General features: G+C 64.2%; 11 protein-coding genes. 3 read left to right on the top strand and 8 right to left on the bottom strand.

Annotated elements, in window-relative coordinates; all coding sequences use genetic code 11:
• From CW305_RS09155 to xthA, 8 genes are all read right to left on the bottom strand, one after another.
• Complete coding sequence (locus CW305_RS09155) at window positions 1–1,104, bottom strand: ABC transporter ATP-binding protein (protein WP_104097707.1); 1,104 nt, start codon at window positions 1,102–1,104, stop codon at window positions 1–3.
• A gap of 38 nt (window positions 1,105–1,142) precedes the next feature.
• The gene (locus tag CW305_RS09150) at window positions 1,143–1,976 is read right to left on the bottom strand and encodes a carbohydrate ABC transporter permease (RefSeq protein ID WP_104097706.1); all 834 of its coding nucleotides are present in this window, start codon (window positions 1,974–1,976) and stop codon (window positions 1,143–1,145) included.
• A gap of 10 nt (window positions 1,977–1,986) precedes the next feature.
• Window positions 1,987–2,931 (bottom strand): carbohydrate ABC transporter permease, encoded by a 945-nt coding sequence (locus CW305_RS09145; RefSeq protein WP_104097705.1) that lies wholly within the window; start codon window positions 2,929–2,931, stop codon window positions 1,987–1,989.
• 96 nt (window positions 2,932–3,027) lie between these two features.
• Complete coding sequence (locus tag CW305_RS09140) at window positions 3,028–4,335, bottom strand: ABC transporter substrate-binding protein (protein ID WP_104097704.1); 1,308 nt, start codon at window positions 4,333–4,335, stop codon at window positions 3,028–3,030.
• A gap of 298 nt (window positions 4,336–4,633) precedes the next feature.
• The gene (locus CW305_RS09135; RefSeq protein ID WP_104097703.1) at window positions 4,634–5,539 is read right to left on the bottom strand and encodes an AraC family transcriptional regulator; all 906 of its coding nucleotides are present in this window, start codon (window positions 5,537–5,539) and stop codon (window positions 4,634–4,636) included.
• Window positions 5,540–5,605: 66 nt separating this feature from the next.
• Window positions 5,606–6,538 carry a carbohydrate kinase family protein gene (locus CW305_RS09130; protein WP_104097702.1) on the bottom strand — a complete coding sequence of 311 codons (933 nt, stop codon included), beginning with the start codon at window positions 6,536–6,538 and terminating at the stop codon, window positions 5,606–5,608.
• A gap of 99 nt (window positions 6,539–6,637) precedes the next feature.
• A complete protein-coding gene (locus CW305_RS09125; protein WP_104097701.1) occupies window positions 6,638–8,002 on the bottom strand; it encodes a substrate-binding domain-containing protein in 1,365 nt (454 codons plus the stop codon).
• Between the two features lie 95 nt (window positions 8,003–8,097).
• A complete protein-coding gene (xthA, locus tag CW305_RS09120; RefSeq protein ID WP_044314492.1) occupies window positions 8,098–8,910 on the bottom strand; it encodes an exodeoxyribonuclease III in 813 nt (270 codons plus the stop codon).
• Window positions 8,911–9,163: 253 nt separating this feature from the next.
• Between xthA and CW305_RS09115 the strand changes: the two genes are divergently transcribed.
• The 3 genes from CW305_RS09115 to CW305_RS09105 all read left to right on the top strand — a co-directional run bounded on the left by CW305_RS09115 (window position 9,164) and on the right by CW305_RS09105 (window position 15,354).
• Window positions 9,164–9,799, top strand: coding sequence for a GNAT family N-acetyltransferase (locus CW305_RS09115; protein ID WP_042928139.1), 636 nt, complete (start codon window positions 9,164–9,166; stop codon window positions 9,797–9,799).
• A 195-nt stretch (window positions 9,800–9,994) separates the two neighbouring features.
• Window positions 9,995–11,677 (top strand): autotransporter assembly complex protein TamA, encoded by a 1,683-nt coding sequence (locus CW305_RS09110; RefSeq protein ID WP_181063881.1) that lies wholly within the window; start codon window positions 9,995–9,997, stop codon window positions 11,675–11,677.
• A complete protein-coding gene (locus CW305_RS09105) occupies window positions 11,677–15,354 on the top strand; it encodes a translocation/assembly module TamB domain-containing protein (protein WP_104097699.1) in 3,678 nt (1,225 codons plus the stop codon). Before CW305_RS09110 ends, CW305_RS09105 begins: the two co-directional genes overlap by 1 nt.
• The last annotated feature ends 146 nt before the right edge of the window (window positions 15,355–15,500 follow it).

Genomic DNA, 15,500 nt, shown 5'->3' with positions numbered 1-15,500 from the left:
TCAGGCCGCCTGCTGTAGCGACTGGCCGACTGCAACGCCATTGCTGTCGAAGAGGTGGCAATGGTCGGCTTCCAATGTCAGCGACAGCGACTCGCCATAGCGCGGGGTGAAGTCGCCGCGGATGCGCATGGTCAGCTGCTCGCTGTTGCCGGTGACCACGTGGCAGTAGGTGTCGCTGCCCAGCCGCTCGCTGACGTCGGCCTTCACGGTCAACTGGCAGTTGCCTTCGCTGCCACGGTTGAGGTGTTCCGGGCGGATGCCGAGGGTGACCGGATCGCCGGTCTTCAGCGTGGCGCCGCTCACCGGCAGGAACAGACGGCAACCGGCGTCGAGCTCGACTTCGCAGCCGCTGGCTTCGACACGGCTTGCGCGGCCCTTGAGAAAGCCCATCTTCGGTGTGCCGAGAAAGCCGGCGACGAAGAGGTTGGCCGGCTGGTGATAAAGCTCCATGGGCGAGCCGACCTGCTCGATTCGCCCGCCGTTGAGCACGACCACCTTGTCGGCGAGGGTCATGGCCTCGACCTGGTCATGGGTCACGTAGATCATCGTCGCCTGCAGTTCCTGGTGCAGGCGCGACAGCTCCAGACGCATCTGCACGCGCAGCGCGGCATCGAGGTTCGACAGGGGCTCGTCGAACAGGAAGACCTTGGGGTTGCGCACGATGGCGCGGCCAATGGCGACGCGCTGGCGCTGGCCGCCGGACAGTTGTCGCGGCTTGCGTTCGAGCAGCGGTTCCAGCTCCAGGGTGCGCGCGGCGGCTTCGATCTTGCGCGCCACCTCCTGCTTGTCCGCCCCGGCGAGATCCAGGGCGAACGACATGTTCTTGCGCACCGTCATGTGCGGATACAGCGCGTAGGTCTGGAACACCATGGCCAGGTCGCGCTTGGCCGGGCTGACATCGGTGATGTCGCGCCCGTCCAGTTCGATCCGCCCGCTGCTGACCTCCTCGAGCCCGGCGATCAGGCGCAGCAGAGTGGACTTGCCACAGCCGGAGGGCCCGACGAAGACCACGAATTCGCGGTCGCGGATGTCGAGGTCTATGCCCTTGATGATGTCGTTGCCGTCGAAGCCTTTCTTCAGGTTGTGGATCTTCAGGTCTGCCATGTTCGAATCCTCAGTTGTACTTGGTTGTCAGGCGGCGCTCATTTCACGGCGCCGAACGACAGGCCGCGCACCAGCTGCTTCTGGCTGATCCAGCCGAAGATCAGGATGGGGGCGCAGGCGAGGGTGGAGACGGCCGAGAGCTTGGCCCAGAACAGGCCTTCGGGACTGGAGTAGGAGGCGATCAGCGCGGTCAGCGGGGCTGCATTGGAGGACGTCAGGTTCAATGACCAGAAGGCTTCGTTCCAGCACAGGATCAGCGACAGCAGCATGGTCGAAGCGAGCCCGCCCTTACTGATCGGCAGAAGCACGCGAACCATTTCCTGCATCAGCGTGGCGCCGTCCATGCGCGCCGCTTCGAGGATGTCGCGCGGGATGTCCTTGAAGTAGGTGTAGATCATCCACACCAGGATCGGCAGGTTGATCAGCGTGTAGATGATGATCAGCACAGCGCGGCTATCGAGCAGGCCGAACTGCTTGGCCAAGAGATAGATCGGCACCAGCACGCCCACCGGCGGCAGCATCTTGGTCGAGAGCATCCAGAGCAGCGTGCCCTTGGTGCGCTTGGTCTCGTAGAATGCCATCGAGTACGCGGCGGGAATGGCGATCAGCATGCCCAGGGCGGTCGCGCCGAAGGAAATGGTCACCGAATTCCACGCGTACTTGAAATAGCCGCTGCGGTCTTGGATGTGCAGGTAGTTTTCCAGCGTGGGCGTGAAGATGAACTGCGGCGGCGTGGCGAAGGCGTCGATCTCGGTCTTCTGGCTGGTGAGCAGCATCCAGAAGATCGGGAAGAACAGCAGCAGCGCCACGGCCCAGGCGAACAGCCCGACCACCAGGGTGTTGAGGCGGCGACTTTGTTTGAGCGTCAGCATCGGTCTGTCCTCAATATTTTTCGGTGAGATTCTTGCCGAGCATCCGCACCAGGATGATCGCCGCGATGTTGGCGATCACCACCGCAATCAAGCCGCCGGCCGAGGCCATGCCGACATCGAACTGCAGCAGCGCCTGGTTGTAGATCAGGTAGGCGAGGTTGGTGGATGCGTAGCCGGGACCACCGCTGGTGGTGGTGAAGATCTCGGCGAATACCGAAAGCAGGAATATGGTTTCGATCATCACCACCACAGCGATGGGCCGGGCCAGGTGGGGCAAGGTCAGATGCCAGAAGATCGCGATGGGGCCGGCACCATCGAGGCGGGCGGCTTCCTTCTGCTCCTGATCCAGGGACTGCATGGCGGTCATCAGAATGAGGATCGCGAAGGGCAGCCACTGCCAGGACACGATGATCACGATGGACGCCAGCGGGTGCTGTGCAAGCCAGTCCACCGGCTGCGCGCCGAAGAACTTCCACACCGCCGCGAGAATGCCCGAGACCGGATGGTAGATGAGGTTCTTCCAGACCAGCGCGCTCACGGTGGGCATGATGAAGAACGGCGAAATGAGCATGACGCGAACGATGCCACGCCCGGCGAAGTCTGCCGCCTCGAGCAATGCCGAGATCAGCACGCCAAGCACTACGCTGATCAGCAGCACGCTGCCGACCAGGATCAGGGTGTTGACCATGCCGGGCATAAAGCCGGCATCGGTCAGGAAGTAATGGAAGTTCTCCAGCCCGACGAAATCGTTCTCACCGGGGTAGAGCAGGTTGTAGCGAATCACCGAGAAGTAGACAGTCATCGACAGCGGAACCAGCATCCACAGCAGCAACAGCGCAACGGACGGGCTGACGAGAAACCAGCTGGGGCCGAAGCGGCGTGGCTTGCGTTCGCTCGGCTCGCTTGCCGTTTCGGTGACAGGTGCCTTGGGCAAGGCTGCGGATGAGGTGGCCATGGGGGTGCTCCGGCTGAAAGAAGGCCATGAGGGCTCGAGCGAGCCCTGTCCGGTGTTCACCTTCGATTAGGAAGGGACATTGCCTACTTTGGATGCTTACTTGGGATAGCCGGCGCGCTTCATCTCGCGCGTGGTCGACTGCTGCACAGCCGTGAGCATCTGCTCGACCGGCATCTGCCCGGTTAGCGCCGCGGAGAACATCTTGCCGACCTGGGTACCGATGGCCTGGAACTCCGGAATGGTGACCAGCTGGATGCCGACATAGGGCACAGGCTTGGCGGAAGGCGAAGCGGGATCAGCCTGCTTCAACGACTCCAGGGTGATCTTGGCGAACGGCGCTGCGGCCATGTACTGCTCGTTGTAGGTGGACTCGCGCGTGCCCGGTGGCACGTTGGTCACGCCATCGGTTTCGGCAACGAGCTTGGCGTAGTCCTTGGAGGTCGCCCAGGCAGTGAACAGCTTGGCTGCGTCCTGCTGCTGCGAGCTGGTGGGGATCGCCAGTGCCCAGGAGTACAGCCAGGCCGAACCCTTGTCGGTCTCCTCCTGCGGGGCGAAGGTGAAACCGACCTTGTCGGCGACCTTGCTTTGTGATTCGTCAGTCACGAAGGAACCGGCGACCGTTGCGTCGACCCACATGGCGCACTTGCCGCTGTTGAACAGGGCCAGGTTTTCGTTGAAGCCATTGCTGGAAGCGCCTGGCGGACCGTACTTGCTCAACAGGTCCACGTAGAAGTTGGCGGCCTTGGTCCATTCGGGACCGTCGAATTCGGGTTGCCACTTCTCGTCGAACCAGCGCGCGCCGAAGGCGTTGGCGACGGTAGTGACCAGCGCCATGTTCTCGCCCCAGCCGGCCTTGCCGCGCAGGCAGATGCCGTACTGGTCCTCGCCAGGCTTGTGCAGCTTTTCGGCAAACTCGGCGATCTGAGTCCAGGTCGGGTGCTCGGGCATGTCCAGACCGGCCTGTTCGAACAGGTCGGTACGGTAGTAGGTCATCGAGCTTTCGGCATAGAACGGCAGGGCGTAGAGCGTCCCGTCGACCGAAAGGCCCTCACGTACCGAAGGGAAGACATCATCCAGATCGTAGTCTTCGGGAAGGTCCTTCATCGGCGCCAGCCAACCCTTATCGCCCCAGAGCGAGGCTTCGTACATGCCGATCGTCAGCACGTCGAACTGGCCGCCGTCAGTTGCGATGTCAGTGGTCAGGCGTTGGCGCAGCACGTTCTCTTCGAGCACCACCCAGTTGAGCTTGATGTCGGGATTCTGCTTTTCGAAGGTCTTGGATAGGCGCTGCATGCGGATCATGTCCGCGTTGTTGACGGTGGCAACGGTGAGCGTTTCGGCGGCCTGGGCCAGCGCAATCGAGGCCATGCAGGCGGTACCGAGCAGCAAGTTGAATGCTTTCATTCGTGGACTCCTCTTCCAGATCAGGGCCTGGAAGCACTTATTGTTTTTGTTGTTACCCGCGTACTGCGCTACGAGCGTCTGGCAGGCATTACAACGCCGGCAGTGGCCGCGCGACAAAGCCGTGACTGCACTCGCTTCGATACTTTTTTGCACTCGCTTGACCGCAGTGGGCTGCCCGCAGCGGCACCGTCCAGACCTGTCGCAGGGGCTCAAGAACGAGGCTTTGCCACGATCATAACGACGCGAGTAGAGCAGCGGGCGAGGAAGAGGGCGCTGGTGCCGGCCGGCCGGAAGCGTATCAGCTGGCCAGGTTCTGCTCGGTCAGGCGTTGTTTGACCAGGCGTCGATAGCACGATGGGGTCATGCCCTTGAGCTGCTGGAAGCGGCGATTGAAATTGGACAGGTTGTTGAAACCCGATTCGAAGCAGACATCCGTGACCGGCTTGTCTTGATCGAGCAGCAGTTCGCAGGATTTGCTGATGCGCAGGCTGTTGACGAACTCGACGTAGCAGCGCCCGGTGGCGCGCTTGAAGAAGCGCGAGAAGTAGGTGGGTTTCATGCCGAGATGGCTGGCGACTTCCTCCAGCGGCAGCTCGCGCATGTAGTGTTCGAAGATGTAGTTGACCGCCATGTTGGTCCGGTCGGCCTGCTGCTCGTCGCTCAACTGTGCCGAAGTGGCGCCGGAGAGCAGCTGGTAGTCGTCGCACCTGGCAAGCAGCTCGAGCATGATCAGGAAATAGCCGAGGCGGGTGGCGCCGCGGCTGTCGGCGATCTGCTGCATCAGCTGGCGTGCCTGGGCGATGGTCTGCGGACAGCGAAACTCGATGCCGTAGCGCGAGCGCTCGAGCATCGGCGTGAAGGTCCGCAGCTCGGAGAAGACAGCGTGGCCCGCTTCGAGCATCTCGTCCGTGAAGTTGACCAGCATGTCGCGTTTGGCCACGACCTCGCCGTCCTCGACCTGGCTGATCCAGTTGTGCGGCAGGTGCGGGCCGGTGAGGAACAGGCTGTCCGGGCCGAAATTACCTACGTAGTCGCCGACGAACACCTTGCCGGAGCTGGCGACGATCAGATGCAGCTCGTACTCCTTGTGGTTGTGCCAGCGCACCAGCGGGCAGGGGAACCCGTGCTCGCGATAGATCAGCGAGTTGCCGTGGTGGTCGTCCATCAGCTCGTAGGACGGGTCGGTAATCTTCAACGCTCTCATGCAGGGTCCGTTGTCGTGAAAGGCCACGAAGGGTTATAGCTGCTGAGGGCGCAACGGCCAAACCGGTCAGACAATTTCGTATCGGTAGGGCAGGTCCGGACCACGCCGGGAACAGGTGATGGCGGCAGCGCTGCTGGCGAAGGCGAGCATGGCCTGCAGTTGCGCAGGTCCCATCTGTGCGAGCCCGTGCGGCGAGTCAAGCTGCTGTTCGGCCAGGTAGGCGAGCAACGCGGCCTGGAAGGTGTCGCCGGCTCCCACGGTGTCACGCACCGTCACCGCATGCGCGGCCACATGCAGCTGGCCGTGCTTGCGGCTGAAGAGCTGTGCGCCGTCGGCACCGCGGGTTAGCACCACCAGCTCTGCGTGATGGTCCAGCCAGCGCTGGGCGATACTCGCTGGCGCAACGCCCGGATAGAGCAGGGCCATGTCCTCGTCGCTGACCTTGATCAGATGTGCGCGTTCGGCGAATGCCTCGACCCGCTCGCGCCAGCGTTCGAGGTTGGGCTCGACGTTGAGGCGAATGTTCGGATCGAGTGAAATCAGGCGCTGGGCATGCTCGCGATGTAGCAAGGCCAGCAGCGTATCGGCAATCGGCGGCGTCACCAGCGAATAGGAACCGAAATGGATGCCGCGAATGCCAGCAGGCAGCGGCTGCAGCTGTTCGGTATGCAACAGGCGATCGGCACAGCCTTCGCCGCGAAAGGTGTAGACCGGACTGCCATCGGCGCCGATGGCGACCATCGCCAGGGTGGTCGGCGCATCGAAGATGGCGAGATGCTCGGTGGCAACGCCTTCTTCCTGCAGCAGCTCTAGCAGGCGCTGACCGAAATGATCGCGGGAGAGCCCACCGAGCAGCGCGGCCTGCGCGCCCAACCGGGCCAGCCCGACGGCAACGTTGAACGGCGAGCCACCTGCAACGGCTTCGAGATGCAGGCGACTGCGGCTGTCGGTCGAGGCCGCGAACACATCGAAAAGCGCTTCACCACAGACGAGGTACATGGACGATTCCTGCTGGCGGAAATCGCCCGAGCTTAAACCCGCCGCCTGCACCGGGACAGTACGCCCGCGGCTGGCGGCCGATACGATCTTGCACTCGTTTCAGTACACCCAGACTTCGACGCGGCGATTCTTGATGCGGCCAGCTTCGCTGTTAGATGCCACTGGAAGTTGATCGCCCAAGCCATTGATTTCCTTTACAAGGATGCCACCACGCGCCAGTTCGCGACGCACCGCCATGGCGCGCAGTTTGGACAGCAATGCAGTCCGCGCGGGATCGTTGCGGGCGTCGCCGAAGCCGACCAGCACCGCAGCGTTCATCTGCTTGTCGTGGCTGTTGAGATAGTCGATCAAACGCTGCACATCGCGTTGGGCCTTGTTGTCCAGTTGCGCGCTGCCTTCGGCGAAGCGGAAGTTAACGGTCAGTCGCTGTGCCTCCTTGGCCAGCTGCTGATAGGCCTCGGGCATCGTCGTCTGTAGCGGCAGCCTGATCGGCGCGATGGCCTGGGCCACGTAACCGGATTTCTCGACGATGGCCTGTCCTTCCGGGCTGTGCACGAAGCTCAGGAACTCGCGGGTCCATGCGGACTGCTTCTGGGGATCGGCGTAGAGGAACAGCCGGCGCGACAGCGGGTAGTCCTCGGTGGCGACCAGCGCCTGGCTCGGCGGCATGGGCTGGGAATCGCCGTCGGTGATTGCCAGCGCTTTCGACTTGCCGACGGAGGCGAGACCGACGAAGCCGATGGCGCCGCTACGGCGGCTGACCGCCTGGGACAGGGCGTCGTTGGATTCATAGCGCACGGCGCTGGTGGCCAGTGCCTGCCCCTGACTGTTCAGCACCAGCTCCTTGAAGGTGTCGTAGGTGCCGGACTGGTCATCACGCGCGTGCAGCTCGACGGCAACGTCCGCGCCGCCCAGCTCCCGCCAGTTGGCGATCTGCCCGGCGAACAGGTGCGCCACCTGCTCCACGCTGAGGGACTGCACCGGGTTATCGGGGTGGACGATCACCGCCAGGCCATCGATAGCGATGACCTGTTCGCTCTCGGCGCTGCGCATGTCGCCCAGGGCGGAGAGGCTCTGCGCTTCGCTCTGTTTGATCGAACGCGAAGCAGCGGCGAGATCGGCAGTACCGTCTTTTAGCCCAGCGAATCCGGTACCGGTGCCATGCGCGGCGACCAGTGCCTGCACAGTCCGACCGCGCTCGTCGAGGGCAGTGATGCGCTGCTCGTTTTCCTTGCCGGCCGGGGCGATGCGGACCGACTGCAGGCTCTTGGCCTCGAACAGGCCCGCCACCAGCATCGGTGCCAGCTTGGCACCCACGGTGTTGGAGCCGTGAATGCGCAGTACGGCCGATCCGTCTGGCGGGGTGGGTGGGGCGGCGAAACTTTCGCTGGAGGCGCTGCCCAGCGTGACCAGCAGCAGGGGCAGTGCCCGATTCCAGAACCGTCCAAACACACGTGGCGTCATCTCGCGACCTCCTTGTAGAAGGTCGCGAGATTAAGACGGTTCGGTTACCAATAAATGACAGCGCGGGCGGCGCTGCCGGAATTGCGCAGCGGTCGTCAGCGCAGCTCGATCCACACCGGGCAGTGGTCGGAAGGTTTCTCCATCGCGCGGATGTCGTAGTCGACGCCGCACTCGATCACGCGTTGGTGCAGCGCTGCGGTGGTCAGGATGTAGTCGATGCGCAGGCCGCGGCGCGGGTCGTCCTCGAAACCGCGGCTGCGATAGTCGAACCAGCTGAAGCGATCGACCACTTCCGGGTTGAGGGTGCGGAAGCTGTCCTGCAGTCCCCAGCCCTTCAGGCGCTCGAGCCACTCGCGCTCCTCGGGGAGGAAGCTGCATTTGCCGGTGCGCAGCCAGCGCTTGGCGTTCACTTCGCCGATGCCGATGTCGCAGTCCTGCGGGGAGATATTGAAGTCGCCCATCAGCGCGAGCGATTCCTCGGGGCGGAACTGCTGTTCGAGCAACGCCTGCAGGTCAGCGTAGAACTTGGTCTTGGCGGGAAACTTCACCGGATGGGCGCGGCTTTCGCCCTGGGGGAAGTAGCCGTTCATCACGGTTACCTGCTGGCCACCGGCATCGGCGAAGCGGCCCCAGATGAAGCGCTTCTGCGACTCCTCGCCATCGCTGGGAAAGCCCTTGTGGATCTCCAGTGGTGCCTGGCGCGAGAGCAGGGCGACGCCGTAGTGGCCTTTCTGCCCGTGATAGTGGACGTGGTAGCCGAGCGCCTCGATCTCCGCCTGGGGAAACTGTTCGTCAGAAACCTTGGTTTCCTGAAGGCCGATGACGTCCGGCTGATGCTTTTCAATGATCGCAGAAAGCTGGTGAGGTCTTGCGCGTAATCCATTGATATTGAAGGAAACGATTTTCATGGGATTCCGTGAAGGCTGGCTGAGGCTCAAGGGGGAAGGACACCCGGCGCGGCGCTGCCGATGCCGATCTGTCGTGGGCAAAGAATGCCGATTCTAGAGCCGCGGCGCCGTGCATACCAAGTTTCGCGCTGAAACAGACAGCAACGGCATTGTCTTTGGAGCAGCGTGAACGGCAGGTGCTCCGGCGGCGTGGCGGGGCGGGCGAAGCGCTGCTAAGTTGCAAGCATCCCTCTGGAAAAAGCCGAGAGTTGCCATGCCGATGTCTGCCGAGGTTCGCACGCTCGATAGTGGTTATGACCGCGAAACCCGTTCGCTGCTGTATCACGCGTACCGTCACGAACCGACCTTTGCCTACCTGTTCGAGGCGGACCGGCCCGGCTATCAGCAGCGCGTGCGCGCGACTGTGCGGGAGCTGGTAAACCAGCATTTCCTGCAGCAGCAACCAGCACTCGGGCTGTTGCTGGACGACCGCCTGATAGCCGTCGCGCTGATCGCGCCGCCGCAACGGCGGCTGGATGTCACCGAAAGCTGGGCCTGGCGCGCGCGCATGCTGCTGACCGCCGGGTTCCGCTGCACCAGGCGCTATCTGGACTACCACGCGGCGGTACTGGCGTGTCTGCCGACCGGCGCGGTACATCTGCTGCCGTTGCTCGGTGTGCATCCGCAGTTTCAGGGGCAGCAATATGGTGAGCAGCTATTGCAGGCGGTGCACGAGTGGTGCGCCGAGGATGAAACTTCCCAGGGGCTGGTGATCGATACCGGCAACCCACGCTACCTGAATTTCTACCAGCGGCAGGGCTACGAGGAGATCGGCCAGATCGCCGTCGGCCCGGTGGTCGAACACATCTTCTTTCATCCGGCGCCCAGGCGGATGGAAGCGGCGCGTTAGGTGTGGCCGAATTTTATCCGGGCGGGCCAGTCTGACTGGTCTGAAGCCACGCGATGTCAGCCGATGCCCGCCCCACCGCAAGATCGCCTTACACACTGTCTAGCCCGCACGTTCGGGCTTGCTCGGAAACACGTGCTAGCATCGCTGGCCATGTGCAAATCGAACCGAATCGGCCCGCTGGTAGCCGCACTCGTGATGTTGAGCGGCATCCATGCCAGCGCCGCTGAACTCGACGTTCGCATCGAGCCCGAGAACCGGGCGCTCCGGGAAAATATCGAGAACTACATTGGCGACCTGGGCGACCGTGACGCGCGCGAGCTGCTGCGCTACAGCCGGGTCGCGCAGAGTCAGGCGGAAAAGGCGTTGCAAGCGCTGGGTTACTACCGCAGCCGCATCCGCACCGATGTGCGTGAGGGCGAGGAACCGGCGCTGGTGTTGCGTGTGCGAACCGGTGAGCCGGTGAAGCTGCGCAACATCACCGTCCGGCTGGACGGGCCTGCCGCTGAGTTCTCCGGCTTTCGCGTCGCCGAACGCACCCTGCGTCAGGGCGATGTGCTGAACCACGGACGGTACGAAGAGGTGAAGCAGCAGTTTCTCAACCAGGCCTCGCGCTTCGGCTATTTCGATGGCCGCTTCACCCAGCAGCGGCTGGCCGTCGATCCGCGGGAGAACGTCGCCGACGTCGAGCTGGTATTCGACAGCGGGCCGCGCTACCGCCTGGGCGACGTGCGCTTCGAGGGGGATTCGCCATTCGATGACGACCTGCTCGCGCGCATGGTGCCGTTCGAGACGGATACCCCGTACGACTCCGAACTGATCGCCGAACTCAGCCAGGCGCTGCAGTCGAGCGGCTATTTCGAGGGCGTGCGCGTCGATGCCAACCCGAGCGGCGCCAACCAGCAGCGCATCCCGGTTTCGGTCGCGCTCACCACGCGCAAGCCGCGCACCTTTGGCTTCGGCCTTGGTTATTCCACCGACGTCGGCCCGCGGGTCCGGCTGGACTGGACGCGCCACTGGGTCAACCCGCAAGGCCATAGCTACGGGGCCGAGGCGGAACTGTCGGCGCCGCGGCAGAACGTCGGGTTCTGGTACGACATCCCGCTGGACCCGCCACTGACCGACAAGCTGCGCTTCGTCGGCGGCTACCAGTATGAAGAGATCGCCGGCACCGACAGCCTCAGCCGCCTGCTCAAGGTCGGGCCGGAATGGCACAGCCAGCTGCCCAGCGGCTGGTTGCGCGTGCTGTCGCTGAAGTGGCAGCACGAGGAATATCGCCTCGGGGACGATTCCGGAACCAGCACCTTGCTCATGCCCGGCGCCGCCTACAGCTACCTGCGTAGCGACAACCGTATCGATCCGAGCCGCGGCTATCGCCTGCAGTTCGAAGTGGCCGCGGCGAAGGCCGGGGTGCTTTCCGACGCCGACCTGGTCCACGCCAACGTGCAGCTGCGGGGGCTGACCACCCTGGCCCAGCGACATCGTTTTCTCGGTCGAGTGCAGCTTGGCGGCAACTGGACCGATGAATATGTCAACGTGCCGCCGTCGCTGCGCTATTTCGCCGGTGGTGATCAGAGCGTGCGTGGCTACGATTACCAGAGCCTGTCACCGACCAACTACGATGGCGACAAGATCGGCGGCCGCTATCAGTTCGCGGTCAGCGCCGAGTATCAGTATTCGATCGCCGAGAAATGGCGTGTCGCGACCTTCGTTGATCAGGGCAACGCCTTCAACTCGCTGGAAATTCCCACGCTGAAAAGTGCCGTTGGCGTTGGTGTGCGTTGGGTATCGCCGGTTGGCCCGATTCGCGTCGATGTCGCTCATCCGCTGGACGGCGACGGTGGCGTCCGCCTGCATTTCTCCATGGGGCCGGAGCTGTGATGCGGCTACTGCGTGGGCTTGGCTGGACGCTGCTTGGGCTGATACTGCTCGTGCTCATCGTCACCGCCGTGCTGCTCGGCACCGCCAGCGGCAGCCGCTGGCTGCTGGGGCAGGTGCCGGGGCTGACGGTCGAAGCGTTCGAGGGCCGACTCGGCCAGCGCTGGCAGGCCGAGCGGCTGATCTGGGAGCAGGACGGCAGTCGTGTCGAAGTGCAACAGCCCCGTCTTGCCTGGTCACCGGCGTGCCTGCTAAAGCGCACGCTGTGCATCGACGAGTTGGTCACCGGCGACATCGTTCTCAGCTTCCCGCCCCGCGAGCCTGACCCGGCGGCGGAGCCCTTCAGCTTGCCTGAGCTCGATCTGCCGCTGGCGCTGCAAGTCGAACGCATCGAAATCGACCGGGTGACGCTCAATGAAAGCGAGCAGGTGCGAAACCTGTCTCTGCAGGCAAATTGGCGTGCGGATGGCCTGGATATCCAGCGCCTCGACCTGCGCAGGGCGGATGTGGACCTGTCAGTGACTGGCCGGCTGCAGCCCAGCGGCGATTGGCCGTTGACGCTGGACGGGCAGGCTGCGTTGCAGTCGCCGGACGAGCAGCCGTGGGCGCTGATGATCGCCGTGGATGGCGCCCTGCGCGAGCAGCTGCAGGTGCAGGTGCAAAGCCAGGGCTATCTTGACGGCACCCTCAGCGGGCAGCTGCGGGCCCTCGATGAGCAATTGCCGGCGACGCTCCGGCTGAACGCCGACGGGTTCAAGCCGCTGCCCGATCTGCCGGACACCCTGCGCCTGAACGATCTGGAGCTGACAGCGAGCGGCAACCTGCAGGACGGCTACCGGCTGCTCGGTACCACTGAACTGCCGGGCGAGGGCGGCGCAGTGCGCCTGGCGCTGGAAGGCGTCGTCAGTCCGAGCGGAGCGCAGATCGAGATGCTCGAGCTGGATGCGGGGCAGCAGCGCGATGTGCGGCTGAGTGGCGATGTCGACTGGCAGGACGGCCTGACCGCGAATGCCGATCTGCTCTGGCGCGATTTTCCCTGGCGCCGGCTCTACCCGGCGATCGAAGAGCCGCCGGTGACGCTGCGCGAGCTCAAGGCGCAGATTCAGTACGACGACGGCAGCTATCTCGGCAATTTCGAATCGGCCATGACTGGCCCGGCCGGGGATTTCACACTGAACAGCCCGGTCAGCGGCAATCTCGCAGCGGTGCATCTGCCGCAACTGCAGCTGCAAGCCGGGCAGGGCAGTGCGACGGGTTCGTTGAGCGTCGGCTTCGCCGCGGGCATCGACTGGAAAACCGACGTGACGCTGAGCGAGCTCGATCCGGCGTACTGGCTGGCCGAACTGCCGGGCAATCTCGGCGGTTCGCTGAAGAGCCAGGGCGCCTTGCGTGACGAGCAGCTGCAGGCCGAGGCGAGCCTCGACCTCGCCGGGCGCCTGCGCGGTCAGAATACCCGTCTGCAGCTGCAAGCCAACGGCGAGGGCGAGCGCTGGGATCTGCCGGTCATCGACCTGCGCATGGGCGATAACCGCGTACAGGGCAACGGCACCTGGGCACAGACGCTGGATGGTCGACTGCAACTGGAACTGGGCCGCCTGGCGCAGCTGTGGCCCGGTCTCAGGGGGCGAGTGAACGGTGAGGTCACGCTGGCGGGAACCGCAGCGGCGCCGAGCGCGCAGCTCGAGCTGAACGGTCGCAACCTAGCTTATGAGGACAACCGGCTGCGTCGCCTCAGCGTGCAGGGTCAGCTATCCGATGGGGAACGTGGTCGGCTGGCGCTGACCGCCGAGCGAGTCCGCGCAGGCGAGACGGACCTCGGCGCACTGCGGATCAATGCTGAAGGCACGGCGGAACGGCATCAGGCCGAGCTGCAGCTGCAAGGTCCCTTGCTCGACCTGGCGCTGGCTTTCGATGGTGGATTGCGCGGTGAGGATTGGCTTGGCCGGCTGACGCGCGGCGAGCTCAGCGCGCAGCAGCAAGACTGGGCCCTGCAACGGCCGGCCACACTGCAGCGTTTCGCCGATGGCCGACTGGAGTTCGGTGCGCATTGCTGGCGTTCCGGGCCCGCCAGCCTCTGCGCGGAGAATCAGCGTCTGCTGCCGGAACCGCAGATTCGCTATCGCCTGCGCGATTTCTCACTGCAGACCCTGGCCGACTATCTGCCCGAAGATTTCCGCTGGCAGGGCGAACTGAATGCCGATATCGAACTGGATCTTCCCGCTGGCGGGCCCAATGGCCGGGTTCGGGTGGACGCCGGCCCCGGCGTGCTGCGCATTCGCGATGTGGACGAGTGGCACGACTTCCCCTATCAGACCCTGGTGCTGAACAGCCGACTGCTGCCGGAGCGGATCGACAGCCAGCTGCGCTTTCTGGGCGGCGAGCTGGGCGAGCTTGACGTGCAGCTGAAGATCGATCCGCGGCCCGCGGCCAAGCCGATCGATGGCGAGTTTCGCCTGAGTGGTCTCGATCTGTCGGTGGCGCGCCCATTCGTGCCGATGGTCGAGCGTTTGCGCGGCGAACTGAATGGCAGTGGCCAGCTGGCCGGCACCCTGCGGCAGCCGTCACTCAACGGTCAGCTGCTGTTGAGTGAAGGTGAAATCGCCGGCAGCGAGTTGCCGACGACGTTCGAAGACCTGCGGGTGCGCATGCTGATCGAGGGTGAGCGGCTGAACATCGACGGCAATTGGCGTGCCGGTGAGCAGGGGCGTGGCAGTCTGGCCGGCTCGCTGGACTGGCGGAACGAACTGGATCTGGATCTGGCGATCAAGGGCAGTCGCCTGCCAGTGGTGGTCGAGCCTTACGCCGACCTGGAAGTCGAGCCCGACCTGCGCATCGTGCTTAGCGGGCAGGACCTGGCGGTCAGCGGTCGGGTCGAAGTGCCGCGAGGAGCTATCACGGTTCGCGAGCTACCGCCGGCGACGGTCAAGGTCTCCGAGGACACGGTGATCATCGGCCGCGAAGCCGAGGAGCCGGCGACCCCGCTGGCAGTGAAGATGGACATTGATGTCGAGGTGGGCCAGGACCGCCTGCGCTTCTCCGGCTTCGGCCTGACCGCCGATCTCGCCGGCTATCTGCACATTGGCGACAACCTGGATGCACGTGGCGAGCTGCAGCTGAAGAACGGCCGATACCGAGCCTACGGCCAGCGACTGACCATCCGCCGCGCCGAGTTGCTGTTCACTGGCGTGATCAGCCAGCCGTTCCTCAACATCGAGGCGATTCGCCGTATCGATGCGGAGAATGTGATCGCCGGCCTGCGCATCACCGGCAGCGCCGAGCAGCCACGCATCGACGTGTTTTCCGAGCCTGCCATGAGTCAGGAGCAGGCACTGGCGTATCTGGTACTGGGGCGGCCGCTGGGTGCCGATACCGGGGACAGCAACCTGCTGGCACAGGCGGCGCTGGGCCTTGGCCTGGCGGGTAGCTCGTCGATCACCGGTGGCCTGGCGCAGCGCCTGGGTATACAGGACTTCCAGCTGGACACCGAAGGCACCGGCGTTGGCACCAGCGTGGTCGCTACCGGGCGGCTGACGGAACGGCTGGCATTGCGCTATGGCGTCGGCGTGTTCGAGCCGTCGAATACCATTGCGCTGCGCTATCAGCTGACGCGGCGAATCTTCCTCGAAGCCGCCAGCGGATTGGCCAGCTCGTTGGACCTGTTCTATCGCCGCGACTTCTGATCGATTGCGCGGCGCCGGAACACCGCTGGTGCGCCATGATCGAGGAGGCGCAGAGGCATGATGAAGCATTCGCGCTGTCATCGGCCGGGCGCACCAAACTGCATCAATCCACACTGGCGGGCGCACCAGACTGGGCTACGCTGATT

The sequence above is a fragment of the Stutzerimonas kunmingensis genome, from assembly GCF_002929225.1.
Taxonomy (GTDB): Bacteria; Pseudomonadota; Gammaproteobacteria; order Pseudomonadales; family Pseudomonadaceae; genus Stutzerimonas.
Note: the sequence above shows the minus strand (reverse complement) of the source record. Positions and strands in the feature narration are given on the sequence as shown.

What these genes read in the sequence shown, in the direction of transcription:
- CW305_RS09155 (WP_104097707.1), bottom strand. Translation starts at nt 1,104, where the DNA reads ATGGCAGACCTGAAGATCCACAACCTGAAGAAAGGCTTCGACGGCAAC.
- CW305_RS09150 (WP_104097706.1), bottom strand. Translation starts at nt 1,976, where the DNA reads ATGCTGACGCTCAAACAAAGTCGCCGCCTCAACACCCTGGTGGTCGGG.
- CW305_RS09145 (WP_104097705.1), bottom strand. Translation starts at nt 2,931, where the DNA reads ATGGCCACCTCATCCGCAGCCTTGCCCAAGGCACCTGTCACCGAAACG.
- CW305_RS09140 (WP_104097704.1), bottom strand. Translation starts at nt 4,335, where the DNA reads ATGAAAGCATTCAACTTGCTGCTCGGTACCGCCTGCATGGCCTCGATT.
- CW305_RS09135 (WP_104097703.1), bottom strand. Translation starts at nt 5,539, where the DNA reads ATGAGAGCGTTGAAGATTACCGACCCGTCCTACGAGCTGATGGACGAC.
- CW305_RS09130 (WP_104097702.1), bottom strand. Translation starts at nt 6,538, where the DNA reads ATGTACCTCGTCTGTGGTGAAGCGCTTTTCGATGTGTTCGCGGCCTCG.
- CW305_RS09125 (WP_104097701.1), bottom strand. Translation starts at nt 8,002, where the DNA reads ATGACGCCACGTGTGTTTGGACGGTTCTGGAATCGGGCACTGCCCCTG.
- xthA (WP_044314492.1), bottom strand. Translation starts at nt 8,910, where the DNA reads ATGAAAATCGTTTCCTTCAATATCAATGGATTACGCGCAAGACCTCAC.
- CW305_RS09115 (WP_042928139.1), top strand. Translation starts at nt 9,164, where the DNA reads ATGCCGATGTCTGCCGAGGTTCGCACGCTCGATAGTGGTTATGACCGC.
- CW305_RS09110 (WP_181063881.1), top strand. Translation starts at nt 9,995, where the DNA reads ATGTTGAGCGGCATCCATGCCAGCGCCGCTGAACTCGACGTTCGCATC.
- CW305_RS09105 (WP_104097699.1), top strand. Translation starts at nt 11,677, where the DNA reads ATGCGGCTACTGCGTGGGCTTGGCTGGACGCTGCTTGGGCTGATACTG.